Origin of the sequence: Gordonia pseudamarae (genome assembly GCF_025273675.1) — a bacterium.
GTDB classification, from domain to species: domain Bacteria; phylum Actinomycetota; class Actinomycetes; order Mycobacteriales; family Mycobacteriaceae; genus Gordonia; species Gordonia pseudamarae.
The window spans coordinates 4,188,976-4,203,585 of record NZ_CP045809.1 but is presented as its reverse complement, the minus strand read 5'-3'; the positions used below and the strand labels follow the sequence as shown (position 1 = coordinate 4,203,585).

General features: G+C 64.4%; 14 protein-coding genes. 13 read left to right on the top strand and 1 reads right to left on the bottom strand.

Going from position 1 to position 14,610, the window contains the following annotated elements:
* Window positions 1-205: 205 nt before the first annotated feature.
* The gene (locus GII31_RS18240) at window positions 206-1,357 is read right to left on the bottom strand and encodes an IS630 family transposase (RefSeq protein WP_246221877.1); all 1,152 of its coding nucleotides are present in this window, start codon (window positions 1,355-1,357) and stop codon (window positions 206-208) included.
* Between the two features lie 91 nt (window positions 1,358-1,448).
* On the opposite strand from GII31_RS18240, the gene GII31_RS18235 reads away from it, so the two are divergent.
* The 13 genes from GII31_RS18235 to GII31_RS18175 all read left to right on the top strand — a co-directional run bounded on the left by GII31_RS18235 (window position 1,449) and on the right by GII31_RS18175 (window position 14,603).
* Entirely contained in the window at window positions 1,449-1,814 is a 366-nt protein-coding gene (locus tag GII31_RS18235; protein ID WP_213243997.1) for a hypothetical protein, read from the top strand.
* Window positions 1,815-2,068: 254 nt separating this feature from the next.
* A complete protein-coding gene (locus GII31_RS18230) occupies window positions 2,069-3,484 on the top strand; it encodes a sugar transferase (protein WP_246221943.1) in 1,416 nt (471 codons plus the stop codon).
* 110 nt (window positions 3,485-3,594) lie between these two features.
* Window positions 3,595-4,617, top strand: a complete 1,023-nt coding sequence (gene gmd / locus GII31_RS18225; protein ID WP_213244784.1) for a GDP-mannose 4,6-dehydratase — start codon at window positions 3,595-3,597, stop codon at window positions 4,615-4,617.
* Between the two features lie 34 nt (window positions 4,618-4,651).
* Window positions 4,652-5,650, top strand: a complete 999-nt coding sequence (locus tag GII31_RS18220; RefSeq protein ID WP_287384567.1) for a GDP-L-fucose synthase family protein — start codon at window positions 4,652-4,654, stop codon at window positions 5,648-5,650.
* Between the two features lie 36 nt (window positions 5,651-5,686).
* Window positions 5,687-6,943, top strand: a complete 1,257-nt coding sequence (locus tag GII31_RS18215) for a glycosyltransferase (protein WP_213244782.1) — start codon at window positions 5,687-5,689, stop codon at window positions 6,941-6,943.
* Window positions 6,940-8,220, top strand: a complete 1,281-nt coding sequence (locus GII31_RS18210; RefSeq protein ID WP_260840092.1) for a hypothetical protein — start codon at window positions 6,940-6,942, stop codon at window positions 8,218-8,220. Before GII31_RS18215 ends, GII31_RS18210 begins: the two co-directional genes overlap by 4 nt.
* A complete protein-coding gene (locus GII31_RS18205; RefSeq protein WP_213244780.1) occupies window positions 8,217-9,470 on the top strand; it encodes a lipase family protein in 1,254 nt (417 codons plus the stop codon). Before GII31_RS18210 ends, GII31_RS18205 begins: the two co-directional genes overlap by 4 nt.
* Window positions 9,467-10,603, top strand: a complete 1,137-nt coding sequence (locus GII31_RS18200; RefSeq protein ID WP_213244779.1) for a glycosyltransferase — start codon at window positions 9,467-9,469, stop codon at window positions 10,601-10,603. The genes GII31_RS18205 and GII31_RS18200 overlap by 4 nt, the downstream gene beginning before the upstream one ends.
* A complete protein-coding gene (locus GII31_RS18195) occupies window positions 10,597-11,214 on the top strand; it encodes a Wzz/FepE/Etk N-terminal domain-containing protein (protein ID WP_260840528.1) in 618 nt (205 codons plus the stop codon). The genes GII31_RS18200 and GII31_RS18195 overlap by 7 nt, the downstream gene beginning before the upstream one ends.
* A complete protein-coding gene (locus tag GII31_RS18190) occupies window positions 11,208-12,512 on the top strand; it encodes an O-antigen ligase family protein (RefSeq protein WP_213244777.1) in 1,305 nt (434 codons plus the stop codon). The genes GII31_RS18195 and GII31_RS18190 overlap by 7 nt, the downstream gene beginning before the upstream one ends.
* Window positions 12,509-13,201: a YveK family protein gene (locus GII31_RS18185; RefSeq protein WP_213244776.1), complete on the top strand. Its 693-nt coding sequence runs from the start codon at window positions 12,509-12,511 to the stop codon at window positions 13,199-13,201. The genes GII31_RS18190 and GII31_RS18185 overlap by 4 nt, the downstream gene beginning before the upstream one ends.
* Complete coding sequence (locus GII31_RS18180) at window positions 13,201-13,782, top strand: LbetaH domain-containing protein (protein ID WP_213244775.1); 582 nt, start codon at window positions 13,201-13,203, stop codon at window positions 13,780-13,782. The genes GII31_RS18185 and GII31_RS18180 overlap by 1 nt, the downstream gene beginning before the upstream one ends.
* Window positions 13,779-14,603 carry a glycosyltransferase gene (locus GII31_RS18175; RefSeq protein WP_213244774.1) on the top strand — a complete coding sequence of 275 codons (825 nt, stop codon included), beginning with the start codon at window positions 13,779-13,781 and terminating at the stop codon, window positions 14,601-14,603. The genes GII31_RS18180 and GII31_RS18175 overlap by 4 nt, the downstream gene beginning before the upstream one ends.
* The last annotated feature ends 7 nt before the right edge of the window (window positions 14,604-14,610 follow it).

Sequence of the window (14,610 nt, the reverse complement as noted above, 5' to 3'; positions counted from 1 at the left end):
TGATCCGGGATCTGATGTGTGGTGTTTCCCGTGACCGAGATGTCCGGTTGGGTAATCCGTGTTGAACGTGGCCGTAATGCAATTCTGGTTTGTCTCGCCCGATATCCAGAATGTGTTACCTGTGGGTAACCTGGTGTGTGGCACGCATTTAAAAGTGGGCATACACCCTTCGGGCTAGTGGTCATCTCCGTTAGTTCGTCGGGGGTCACGCCGCTTGGCGGAGGGTGCCGTCGTTGTTGAGTCGGTTGAGGTGGCGGTTGAGGTGGTCGCGGGTGTATTTCCAGCCGAAGGGTTCAGCGTTCTGGTTGTAGCGGTCCTCGAAGGCGAGGATTCGTTGCGCGAGGTCATCGAGGTCGGTGAAGTCGCCGGTGGTGATGGCTTTGCGTTGCAGGATCGAGAAGTAGATCTCGACTTGGTTGAGCCACGAAGCGTGTACGGGCAGGTGCACCAGGACCGCGCTGGGGAACGCCTCACGCATCCGGTCGATCGATGCCTGCCCGGCGTGGGAGGAACCGTTGTCGACGATCCAGAACACCCGCTTCGCTGAGGCATACGGTTCCTGGGTCATCACTTGTTTCACGAGGTGGGTGAACGGCACGATCCCGGTCTTCGGTGCTGTCATTCCATGCACCTGGGCGTGGTGGACGTCGTAGGCAGCGAAGTAGGCCAGCGTGCCACCGCGGCGGTACTCGAACTCGACTCTGCGTGGTTGCCCTGGTGCCGCGGGTGTTTCGGGGTGACGCCGCCTGAGGGCTTGCAGCTGGGACTTCTCATCGGCGCTGATCACGTATTCATCAGCGCCGAGCTCGACACCGTTGTACTGCCGTTGGTACAGGTCCAGCACCGGACTTGCTTTGACCGCGAAGTCGGGGTCGCGGGGAAAGATCCAGGACCGATGCTGCCACGGCTTGATCGCATCGGCGGCCAACCACCGGCCGATCGTGGACGGCGAGACTGGCCGCACCAGCCCGGCCGCAACCGCGTGTGTGCTGAGTTCGGCGGTCGACCACCTCGTTAACGGCAGATCGTGGTCGGCCGGTCGCGTGCACGCGAGTGCTTTGACCTCGGCAACCTCGACCGGGGTGAACACCGGTGGCCGCCCTGATCGGGGCCGGTCCTTAAGCCCGTCAAGACGCTGCACGCAGAAGCGATGTCGCCAGCGGCGGGCGGTGTCCTCGCAGACCCCCACGTCGCGGGCAATCTGGGCGTTCGCGACACCGTCAGCAGCAGCGAGCACGATCCGGGCACGCAGCAGATCGCGATGGGGGCATTTCGCGGCGTTCGCGCGGCGTGTCAGGACATGTCGTTCTTCATCGGTGAGGACCACGACGTCAGCACTGGTGAGAGTCACATCCATTTCTGACGCTCCGAGCCGCCGGAGGCCAAGACGCCACGCCGACACCGAACAGATCAAGGCAGCACATGACGATGCCACGATGATGAGAATCATGGCGAAGATCCCCGACTCGACCCAGACCTCGCTACGGCAAAAGCTCCTGGCCCGCGCCGCCGAACGCTGGCCCCAGATCCAGACCCTGCACACCCGCTACCGTGCGGGGTTCGCCTACATCGACGCCACCCTCACCGACGGCGAGGAGGTGAAGCTATGCCGGCTGCGCTACGCCGGATCGGCCAACCAATGGGGCTTCGCGATCTACCGCGCCAGCCACAACGACTACGAACAAGCCGTCCTCCCCACCGGCTGGCCCTCAGGCACCCCCGAGCAAGCCCTCGACACCGCCTGCGGCCTCTACCTCAACGACCCCACCACCTGGCTCCCAGACCCCCGACGAACTAACGGCGATACCCACTAGGTACGATCCAATCTGAAAACAAGGCAGATTTCGGGTTGAGCACCTCGTAAGTGCGGGCTACGATTCTCGTAATCCTGAATCGTGCAGAATCTGCTCTCTAGCAAACTACTCTCTTCGGGTTCCGCCATGCGCAGAACTGCGTCGGAACCGCCTCCGTCGGAAGGTGAAGCATGATGGCCAGCGATATACGAGCTGACGCATTGCTCGGTGTGCGTCGCCGGAAGTTCGGGGGGGCCGGCAGGGTCCGCGGTGCGATGACCTGGGCTCACGACTATGCTCGTCGGATCGCGCTGACCGATGCGGTTATCGTCACCGCCGCGGTGCTGGTGGCGCTGGTGGTTCGTTTCGGGCGTGAGGCGATCGGTTACAGCGTCGGCATGCAACTGTTCGCGGGCGGACTGGTCCTCGCCTGGGCCTGTGCGTTGCGCATCGGGCGCAGCTACGATCGGCGGATATTCGGCAGCGGGTCGCAGGAGTACAGCCGGGTGGCGACGGCGTGCTTCACGGTCTTCGGTCTGCTGGCGATCGTCGACCTGCTGTTTCAGCTGGGCGTCGCGCGTGGCTTCGTCGCGCTGGCGTTGCCGATCGGCAGCATCGGACTGTTGCTCTCGCGCTGGTTGTGGCGAAAGTGGTTGTGCCGAAGTCGAAAAGCAACCGGTTGCAGGATGGACAAGGTTCTGGTCGTCGGTGGCGAGACCTCGGCGATGAGTCTCGTGCACCGGCTGATCAACACCCCGGAGCTCGGGTATGACGTCGTGGGAATCTGTCTGCCTTCCGGAGCGGAATCCGCACATGACTCGCTGAGAATCGGGGACCGGGTTATTCCGGTGCGCGGAGACTTCGACGATGTCGCCGCTGCGGTCAGCAGATCGTCGGCGACCATTGTTGCCGTCACCTCCGCAGAGGCGCTCGGTCATCAGGCTATGCAGGACCTTTCCTGGGACCTCGAAGGGCTGTCCGTCGATATGGTGGTCGCGCCCGGGGTGATGGACATCGCCGGTCCGCGGATACTCGTTCGCCCGGTTGCCGGACTTCCGCTGCTGCATGTCGACAAACCGCAGTATGCGGGCGCCAACAAGACTCTCAAGGCGCTGGTCGACTGGTTCGGGGCGGCGCTGCTGCTGTTGGCGTTCGCCCCAGTGCTGCTTTCTGTCGCGATCGCGGTCAAGGTCGATTCCCGCGGGCCGGTATTCTATCGTGCGACGCGAGTAGGATTGAACAACAAGTCATTTCGGATGTGGAAGTTCCGTTCGATGGTTGTCGGTGCCGATCTCGCCAAAGTCGACCTCACCGACCGCGACGAAGGTGCGGGAGTGCTCTTCAAGGTGCGCGAGGACCCACGCGTCACTCGTGTGGGACGAATCATCCGGCGGTACAGCCTCGATGAACTCCCGCAGCTGTTCAACGTGCTCGGCGGTTCCATGAGCATGGTCGGCCCACGGCCTCCGCTGCCCGAGGAAGTGCGGAACTACGACGGTCGGATCGCCCGGCGCATGCTGGTCAAACCCGGTATGACCGGCCTCTGGCAAGTGTCCGGACGTTCGGACCTGCCGTGGGAGGAGGCCGTGCGGCTGGATCTGTCCTACGTGGAGAACTGGTCGATCATGCAGGATGCGGTTATCCTGTGGCGCACCCTGCGTGCGGTGGTATCACGTTCCGGCGCTTACTGATTCAATCTTCTTTCCGCCGATCCCCGTCGCCGTGGATCGGGACCAGAACAACCGATGCCTCCCATCGACACAGTCCTGACCGGGCTGTCGGGCGAACCCACTGGAGAAACATGAAGAGAGCTCTGATCACCGGAATCACCGGGCAGGACGGGTCGTATCTGGCGGAACTGCTGCTGTCCAAAGGTTACGAGGTGCACGGCCTGATCCGCCGCTCGTCGAGCTTCAACACCACCCGTATCGACCATCTCTACGTCGACCCGCACGAAACCGGCGCCCGGCTTTTCCTGCACTACGGCGATCTCAGCGACGGCGCCAGGCTGGTGACGCTGGTGGCGACGATCAATCCCGACGAGGTGTACAACCTGGCTGCCCAATCGCACGTCAGGGTGAGCTTCGATGAGCCCGAACACACCGGTGACACCACTGGGATCGGCTCCATCCGGCTGCTGGAGGCGGTTCGGCTGGCCGGCGTCGAATGCCGCTACTACCAGGCGTCGAGTTCGGAGATGTTCGGGGCGTCGCCGCCACCGCAGAACGAGGACACCCTGTTCTATCCGCGGTCACCGTATGGCGCGGCCAAGGTCTACTCCTACTGGGTGACGCGCAACTACCGCGAGGCCTACGGCATGTACGCGGTCAACGGAATCCTCTTCAATCACGAATCTCCGCGGCGCGGCGAGACATTCGTGACGCGAAAGGTCACCCGTGCGGTGGCCCGGATCAAGGTGGGCTCAGAACGCTATCTGTACATGGGCAACCTCGACGCCGTGCGCGACTGGGGGTACGCACCCGAGTACGTCGAGGGGATGTGGCGGATGTTGCAGGCCCCAGAACCCGACGACTATGTACTGGCCACAGGTTTCGCGTTCACCGTCAAGGACTTCCTGGTCGCCTCGTTCGAACACGCCGGTCTGAACTGGGAAGACCACGTCCGGTTCGACGAGCGTTACCTCCGGCCCACTGAGGTGGATTCACTGATCGGTGACGCTACCCGTGCGCAGACCCTGCTCGGCTGGAAGGCAACCGTCGACGCCCCCGAACTCGCCCGGATCATGGTTGACGCCGATATCGCGGCGCTGGGTTGCGAGGGCCGATCGTGGATCGACAGGCCGGTCCTGCCGGCGTGGGGCTGACATCATGGCACGGCAAGCCTCGACCACGGGCATCTTGACGGATACGACAGACAGCACCGATGCGCAGGGCGGTGTCGCGTACCCGATCGACCGCACCGCCAGGGTGTATATCGCCGGACATCGCGGGCTCGTCGGGTCGGCGCTGTGGCGGCACCTGCGGAGCCAGGGATTCACCGATCTGGTGGGCCGCACCAGTTCCGAGCTCGATCTGCGTGATCGGGAAGCGACCTTCGAGTTCTTCGCCATCGAACAACCCGACGTCGTCATACTCGCCGCGGCCAAGGTCGGCGGGATCGGGGCCAACAGCACCCGGCCCGTCGACTTCCTGTCCGACAACCTGCGCATACAGGTCAACGTCCTCGACGCGGCGCTGGCCCACCGGGTCGACCGACTGCTGTTTCTCGGGTCATCGTGCATCTACCCGAAGTTCGCGCCGCAGCCGATCACCGAGGACGCGCTGCTGACCGGGCCACTCGAATCGACCAACGATGCCTACGCCATCGCCAAGATCGCCGGCATTCTCCACGTGCAGGCGGTCCGCCGCCAGTACGGGCTGCCGTGGATCTCGGCGATGCCGACCAACCTGTACGGCCCCGGTGACAACTTCTCGCCGACGGGCAGTCACGTGCTGCCCGCGCTTATCGCGCGGTACGAGCGCGCCCGCGGCCAAGGGGAGCGAAGTGTTGTCAATTGGGGAACCGGCTCGGCGCTCCGAGAGTTCCTGCACGTTGATGATATGGCCGATGCCTGTCTGTTTCTCCTGGAGCATTTCGATGGCCCGACACAGGTCAATGTTGGTACCGGGAAAGATCTTTCGATACGTGAGCTGGCGGAGATGGTGGCCTCGACGGTCGGATTCACCGGTGAAACCCGCTGGGATGAGACGAAGCCCGACGGCACCCCGCGAAAGGTCCTGGATATATCGACACTGACGAAGCTCGGCTGGCGCAGTCGTGTGGGGCTGGCGGAGGGCTTGGCGGCCACCGTCGAGTGGTATCGCACAGCCGGTGCGGGTGTTCGTGGCCAGGGTTGACGGTCGTGGTGATCGATGCGCAAGGAGGTTGCCGCTATGAGGATTCTGGTCGTCGGGATCAATTACGCGCCGGAATGTACGGGTATCGCACCCTACACCACAGGGCTCGCTGACGGACTTGCGGCCCAGGGGAATTCGGTGCAGGTGCTCACCGGCATCGCGCACTATCCGGCGTGGTCGGTGCACGAGGACTTTCGCGACCGGCGTACCTATCGCGGTACGGCCGTCGCCGGAAGTCCTTCGGTCACCCGGTTACGGCACTATGTTCCGAGCCGTCCGAGTATGTTCCGGAGACTGCGGATGGAGCTGAGTTTTGCCCGCCGCGTCGTGCTGTGTCGATGGGGCCGGCCCGATGTGGTGATTGTGACCAGCCCCGCGCTGCTCAGCGCCTCGGCCGTGGTGCTTCGCGCCCGATTGCGGCGCAGGCCGGTGGGTGTGATCGTCCACGATCTGTACAGCCGTGGGGTGAAAGAAACCGGTGCCGCGCCCGCGACGGTGGCAAGGCTCGTCGGCATCATCGAATCATGGACGATGAAGTTGTCGTCCGGTACCGTCGTGGTCCATGAACGGTTCATCGACTCCTTGGTCGGGATCGGTGTCACACCAACAAATCTGAGGGTTGTCCGCAACTGGGTTCACGTGAATCAGGAAGCGCAGGAGCGTCGCGCCGATGTCCGGGACGGCTTGGGCTGGGGCGCGGACGACATCGTCGTCCTGCACAGCGGGAACATGGGCGTGAAGCAGGGACTGGAGAACGTCATCGATGCCGCACGGCTGGCGGAGGAACGGGACTCGAAGATCAGGTTCGTGCTCATGGGTGACGGGAGCAGGCGTGCGGACCTCGAACGCCAGGCGCGGGACGTCAGCCGTCTGCAGTTCGTCGCCCCGGTCGCCGAGGAGCAGTACACCAGCCTGCTGAAAGCCGCGGATCTTTTGCTGGTCAACGAATCTCCTGGCATCGAGGAGATGGCCATTCCGAGCAAACTCACCTCCTACTTCGCGTGTGCGCGGCCTGTGATCGCCGCGGTCGGCCGGCAAGGGCTCACCTCGGGTGAGATCGCCCGCTCAGGTGCGGGTGTCGTCGTCGACGCAGGAGATCCGGAAGCGCTGGTCGCGGTCGCCGAGCAACTCGCAGCCGACCCCGAGCGAATCGCTGTACTGGGTGAAAATGGTTGCAGCTATGCGAGTTCCATGCTTGACCGATCGGCGGCGATCGCCGCATACGGTCAGTGGTGTGCGGATCTGGCTGCTTCCGGGCAGGTTCTGGCAGATCAGCGAAAGGCGTGGCGATGAAGCGATCAACGGGTATCCGGGCAACTCTCCTGGACATGCGTATGGCGGGAACGTACGTTTCCGTCGTGGTCGGTCCTGTCGCGGAGGTGACCGACGATGAACTCCTGAATCGACTACAGCACATGACATCAGGAGGACCGGAGTACCGGATCGGTATTCTGCCGTCGTCCTCGAAGCGGCAGTGGGCATATCAGATTCCCGACGAGGGTTGGGTACACACCGGTACCGGTGCGGATACGCACGACGTCGCCGCGTCGGCTCTTGAGGCCCTGGAGTGGCGGGAGACCGCGCCGGTCGTCGCTGCACGTGGCCGCGATCATCTCACAATCAGATTCGATCACGGTATCGGTGATGCGTTCGTGATGTATTCGGTAATCGGCGCGCTCTGCGCGCTCGACGGACGGTCACCGGTCTTCGAAGAATCGCAGCGCTGGGCGTGGAGTCCGCTGTCCCGTACGGTGATGAAGTCGGTGCTCGTCGGCAGGCGGCAGTATCTGGAGGCCGTGCGATCGACCATCGGCGCGGCGTTCCGGCGAGGCCGCCGACCCGGTCCCGTCGGACCCGGCGGTGACACCGATCGGCTGCCGGAGATGCGTTCCACCGTCGTATTCGCCAGGTCCGGTGACCAACTCTGGACCGAATTGCGTGAGGCGGCCGGTAGGCACGCGGCGGCGACCCCGAGCGCGTTGCTGTGCTACCGACTGTCGTCGGCGCTGCGTCAGCATCTACCCGCGATCGACGACCAGTTGAAGGTGATCGTCAATATGCGCAGATACCTGCCCAAGGGAGAGTCTTTCTACGGAAATATGAATGCCGCGGCCACTCTGGCGGCGAGCTCCGATCAGGATGAGTTCGTAGCCGGCTACGTGGCGGCGGTACGCGATAACACGACACCTGGCCGGCTGGCGGCATCTGTCGTCAAAGCCCGGATCACGACGGCCATCTCCAATCCAGGAAAACAGCGGGCCATCAGCACCGACAACACGATCACCCTGGTGGTTTCGGATATCTCTCGTGGTGACATGTCCGAGGTTATTCACTACGTTGATTCGGGGTCCGTGCCACGCACCTTCTGCGTAGCGCTACCGCTGAGCCGGCCGAACCAAATGTCACTGCTGATCGCGCGTGTCGGGGCAGAAGTCCAGGTGACGGCGACTTTCGACGCGGGCTTGGTGGATGCGGACGCGGTGCGGGCAGCTCTGGCTCACGCACTGCGCGACTCGCAACCGGACGCAGCGGTGACCGAGGTGCGGACGACGGAAGGCATCGGGGAATGATGGCGCGGGTTTCCTGGGTGAAGGAGCGAATACGCGCTGCCGCGGTTATGCCGGCGCGGCTCGCTGTCGTCCCCGTGCTTGCCGTCCTGGTCCTGGCCCAGTGCGGAACAGGGCCGCCGCGGGTGGGCGGTGGCGGAGCGTACCTCGACCCGGTTCCTTGGCGGGGCACCGATCGGCCGCCGCAGGGCAGAATTCTCGAACGGCTTGACGCGGCCGACCTCGGGACCAGCTTCGGCGCCAGTGCCCGCACCGTCGAGAGACTGGTGTATCGGTCGACGGGTCCGACGGGAGCCGACTCACGGGTGAGCGGCGCGTTCTTCATTCCGCGTGGAACACCGCCTGCTGCCGGCTGGCCGGTGGTTTCCATTGCACATGGCACCGTGGGGGTGGCGAATCGGTGTGGGCCGACGTGGGACTCGCGGCTACGCGGCTACGACAAACTGGTCCGATCGCTGCTCGACGCGGGTTACGCGGTAGCACTGACCGATTACGAGGGACTCGGCGACGACGGTGCCCACCCTTATCTGGATGCCGGTGCCGCCGGACGCAACGTCATCGACGCCGTGCGGGTTCTGCACCGACTCTCCGCGGACGTCGACCGGCGGTGGGCTGCGGTCGGTGATTCCCAGGGTGGACAAGCCGCTTGGGCCGCAGCCGAACTCGCGCAGGACTACGGTATCGGCCTGGACCTCGTGGGTGCGGTCACGTTATCTCCGCCGCTTAATATCACGCCCTTGGCGGAAGCGGGAGAGGCCGATGCGCTCACCGACGACCAGCGCACCGTGTTGCCGCTGATTGTGGAGGGGGCGCTCAACGCCGGCCACGATCTCGGTGGCGTGTCGGCACGCCTCGGCGGGGTCGATGACGACCTGCGCGCACGGGCTCTGGGCTGCGATAGCGCCGCCAGGGCCCAGGCGGCCCGACATCTGGCTTCTGTCGGCGGCCTCGACCTGAGCGCGGATGAATGGGACTTACTGTCCGGAGTGCTGAGGCAGAACGCACTGCCCAAGAAACCCACGACTGTCCCCGTACTGGTGGTCAACGGCGACCGGGACCAGATGATACCGGCGGAGTGGACGGGCCGGGCGATAGCGCAGGCATGTTCGTTCGGAACCGGCGTCGATCATCGCTTCGAGGATGCCGGCCACTCCGACCTGCGCATCGACAGCCGGGCAACGGATTGGCTGGCGTCCCGATTCGCCGGAGACCCGGTGCAGGCCACGTGCGTGCAGGAGGGGGCGAACAGATGAGGATCCTTCAGGTCGCCACATTGTTCACCCCGGACGGGGAGTATGGCGGGCCGGTTCGCGTCGCGATGAATCAAGCACTCGCGCTTGCGGCCGCGGGGCATGAGGTGACGCTCGCCGGTGCGGCTCGCGGATTCGGCGGTGAGCGTATGCACGTCGACGGAGTGCGGATGAGGCTCCGGCCCGCGGCACAGGTGATCCCGGGAATCGGTTTCGCGGGACTGTACGCGAAGGGACTGGTACGTGGCCTGGTGCGCGATATCGGTGACTACGACATCGTGCACATCCACCTCTCCCGTGAGTTCGTGACACTTCCGGTCGCCACACTCGTATCCCGCCGAGGGATTCCGTACGTGGTGCAAACCCACGGAATGATCGACCTGTCGAATCACCCGCTGTCGGTGCCGTTGGACAGGTTCCTCACCCGGCCCGCGCTCCGCGGGGCCGACCGGGTCTTGTACCTGACCGGCACCGAATTGGGTCTGTTGCAAGAGTTCGCCGGAAATGATCTGCACACAGCGTGCCTGCGAAATGGTGTGCCGATGCCGGCTGAGTACGTCGAGCCACCGGACGGACCACCGGAAGTCCTCTTTCTCGCCAGGCTCCATCAACGAAAACGTCCCGACCTGTTCGTGCGCGTCGCCCAGGACATTCTGCGGGCGGGCACGTCGGCGACGTTCACCGTGGTAGGCCCCGACGGCGGTATGCTCGCCGCGCTAGAGGCGCAGGTCGGCGAAGACGGGGGTGTCGCCCTGGAAGGTCCGGTCAGCCCGGACGCCGTGGCCGGCAGGATGGCGCGCGCATCGGTGTACGTTCTGCCAGCGGTCAACGAGCCGTACCCGATGTCGGTGCTGGAAGCGATGGCGGTGGGCAGACCCGTGGTGGTCACTCGGACGTGCGGTCTGGCGGATGCTGTTCGCACGTACGAATGCGGAATTGTTGTGGAGGAATCGGCCGCCGCGCTCAAACACGCGATCAGTTTCTACCTCGACAACCCCGACGCGGCCCATGCGCACGGTCGCAACGGCAGAAGGGCAGTGCGCGAGCACTTCTCCATGAACGCGATCCGTGCCGAACTGGAGCAGATCTACCACGGGTGCGGTACCGGCCGCCGCTCTCGAGGTGCACGATGCTGACCGCGGACCTCGGCGGCCTTCTGAGACGATCATGGTGGATCATCGTCGCAAGCATGTGCGGCGCAGTGCTGGTGGGTGGATCCTTCGCGTACTTCTCCGACCCCGAGTACACCGCAACCGCGTCGATCGTCACATCGGCGGACGGTGGTCTGCGTGACGGCGGCGGTATGCGGGAAGCGCAGCTGATGGATTCGCGCATAGCCGAGTACGCGGCGATTGCCGAGGCATCGACATTTCTCGACAGAGTGGTCACCAGCCACGGACTGACGATGTCCGGGCCGGAACTGGGTCGTGTCCTGACGGTCTCCTCACCGAAGTCCACTTCCCTGATTCTGTTGTCGACGACGGGATCGACGCGTGAACTCGCGTCCTACCGGGCGAACGCGGTCGCCAACGAACTGGCCCGTGTCATACCCGTACGCGAGGATCCCATTCCGGTGCGGGTCACCGTCGCCGGCCGGGCCATGCCTGAATACGCGACTCCGGCGAAGAGTGGGTTGCTGGTGACGGTTCAGTGGCTTGTGGTGGGCATGACCTTCGGGTTCTGTCTGGTCATGCTGCGCTGCCGATGGATCGGGCATGACGAGTCCGGAGGTGACAGCTCATGGTGACCGTCTACGCGGTGGTGGCCCTCGCCGCTGTGCTCATCGGATGCTCGCCGATCAGACCGCGATCATTGTCCGGCGACGACCGGATCATGGTGGCGCTCCTGTTCTTCTTGACCGCGTGGCCGATAGGGATGACATTCTTCGTCGGACCGGCGCTTCTCGGAGGCGTGGCGGCTGCGCCATGGTATCCGGCGGCGTGGTACTTCCCGGCATGCCTGCTTGTGCTCTGGTCACTCGCGACGAAGATCCACAGCGGCGTTGCCCGCCTGGATATCTCGGCGGCATTGCTGGTTCCGGTATCGGTGCTCGCGCTGCTGAGTCTGATCCTCGGCCCGGGCGCCGACATCCAGAACCTGCCGCGGTGGGCTCTGTCGGCGGCGATCTTGGCATCGGTTGTCGTCAAGACCGGGCGCATCGGCCTGGACGTGATCGCGGTGGGCTGTCGTCTCGGGCTTCTCGGCACGGCGGTGGCGATCGCATTGACGGTGCTGCTCGTACCGTCGTCGGTCACCGGTTGCCGCGTAGACAAATGCGGTACGGCAGGGTCGGTTCTGACCTCGGAGTTCGCCGGCAACGGGAACATCCTGGGTATCACGGTGGCAATGCTCCTGCCGTTCGCGCTGGCGCGAATCCCGTGGTGGCGCGGTGTCCTGGTTATCGTCGGTGTAGGCGTCATCTGTGAGCTGTCGGGTAGCCGCACCGCGATCGCTGCGGTCGTCGTGATCGTCCTGGGCTACGCACTCGGTCGCCTTGTGCGCCCGGACCGGCGGTCGGCCGCGCTCCTGTGGCTACTGGGGGCATCGGTACTGGCATCGCTGATACCCGCGATATACAACTTCAGCGCAGCGGACTTCAGTTATCGTGCGGCGCTGTGGTTGTCGGCGCGGTCGATGATCGCCACCGACCCCGTCCTCGGGCGGGGGGCCACCGCATGGGAGACGTTCGGGGCGTCGGCATTGTTCGATGCCAACTATTCTCCACACAATTCCTGGCTCGACATCACCGTCTCGGTGGGCCTGGTCGGACTCCTCCTGATCGTTGCCGCAGTGGTATCCAAAGTGGTTCTCCTGGCCGGCGAGGAGCGGGAATACCTGCTCCTGTTTCTTTGCGGACTTGCCGCGGCCTCCACACTGGAATCATTGTTTGTCCCATACTTTCTCGGGATCGTCCCGTTCACCGTTGTCCTTGTGTTCATGCTCGACTCGACCAGGGTCGCGGTCCCTCCTTCGTTGGCCCCCCGACCCCGGAAATTCACGAACAAAGTCATCTATAGCTCCCGGATCTGGAGGTTGGTCAAGTGAATTCGCTGCTGGAAATCTACCGTCGTCGAATACTGTGGGTGGTGCTGTGCGCTCTGATCGCAGTGGCTATCCCGGTCGCACAGGCGATATCGTCGTCGGATTCCTATCGTGCGACAGCTCGACTGTTCGTGGCCACGGCCGCGCAGAACGTCACCGACGCGAATCAGGGAGCGCTTGCCGGGCAGTCCCGCGTCACAACCTATGCCGAGATGGCCACCGGGCCCGAACTTCTTCTCAATGCGGCGGAAGACGTCGGAGGCGGGGTCACCGCCGGGGACATCGCATCGAGTCTGCAGGTGACATCTGTACCGGGCAGTGTGCTGGTGGACATCTCCGCGCGATCGAGCAACCGGGAGCGTGCTGCCGCGATGGCACAGGCGGTGGCCGATCAGCTCGTACATCTGGTGGGCCGTGCGGAGGCGCCGATCAGCGGCGGCACCCCGTCGCTGGGTCTGATGGTGATTCAGCCGGCGGCGTCGGCCATCGAAAAGGTGCCCGCCTACAACTGGAAGGTGATCGGCGCCTGGGTGGTGGGTGGACTGATTCTGGGAAGTCTGCTGGCGATCCTGATTCCCGAGCGTTCCCGACGCCGCGGCGCGAACGACCCTGCTACGGTCCAAGGCGCGCGAGAAGTGCTGCCGGACATGGCCGATGATGATCTTCGTCCTACGCAGGAACTGAGGTTGTAATGAAAGGGCAGCCGCATGGCGTGGTTATCCGGAACCTCGCGGGATACCCGGACTCGGGTTTCGACAGGGGGCGCGCCACATATGTGCGGGTGCTGTGGCTGGCGGTGTGGGGAATGGTGGGCGTGCGGTGGTGGTGTCCCAACCGCGCGCGGCTCGCGATTCTGCGGTTGTTCGGGGCCCGCTTCGGACAGGGATGCATTGTGCGGCCCCGCGTGCGGATCGACCTGCCGTGGAAGCTCGTTGTCGGCGACCATTCGTGGATCGGCGAGGCTGTCTGGATCATCAACCCGGAAACGGTGACAATCGGGTCGAACGTCTGTCTGTCCCAGCAGGCTGTGGTGTGTTCGGGAAGTCATGACGCGTGTTCTCCGGTTTTCGCACGGAACTCCCGGCCGGTCCGGATAGACGACGGCGCGTGGATCGCCCTGCGGGGCACCGTTCTCAGCGGTGTGCGGGTGGGCAGTGGCGCCACAGTGGGTGCGGGTGCCGTCGCCTCCCGTGACATCGCGCCGGGAACATTTGTGCGTCAGGAGACTGCGCCGACGGAGAACATCGCCCAAGAGTCGGAAGGCTGGAAGTGAACAGTCAAGAAGAACAAGCTCTTTCGGTACTGATTCCGGTGTTCAACCCGGGGCCGTATCTGGATCCCGCTCTCGGCAGCGTCCTCGATCAACTCGGTGATGGCGACGAACTGGTGATACAGGACGCCGGTTCGACGGATGGCACTACAGCGGCCCTACTGGCCGCCGCCGAGCGCGACCCACGGATACGGGTTGTGGTCGAACCGGATGACGGGCAGTCCGATGGTCTCAATCGATGCCTGGCCCGGGCGCGCAACCGATGGTGCGTGTGGCTGAACGCCGATGATCTCGTGCTCGACGGTGGGATCGCCGCGCTCAAACGTGAGATTGCCGCGCACCCCGCCGTCGATCTCGTCATCGGAGGACATCGCCTGCTCCGCGCCGACGGGTCGACTGTCGACGAGTTTCCCGGACATCTGCTGACCGTCGAATACTGCGTGGTCCGGGGGATCGCGGGATTCTCCGGCTCCATCGCGATGCGGACAGAGTTCTTGCGGTCGGTAGGTGGATTCAGGAACGACCTCAACACGGTCATGGATCTTGAGCTACAGCTGCGGATGGCGGCCGCGGCTCCCCGGCAGGTCCTCGTCGATGCCCCTGTCGGCGCGTTGCGCCTGCACGACGCGTCGAAGTCGTCGAATCTCGGCCGGCAGTTCGTCTCCGAGAGCCACGCGGTGCGACAGGCATACGCGAAGTCCGCGGGGTTACGTGTGCGGGCGTTCGGCTCCACGATCTTGCATGTCGTTCTCCTCGTCACGTGGCCGGTTCGGCTGCACCCTGCATACCGGCGCGTTCGGGCCGCGATCCGCGCAATGAAATAGTGGGAGG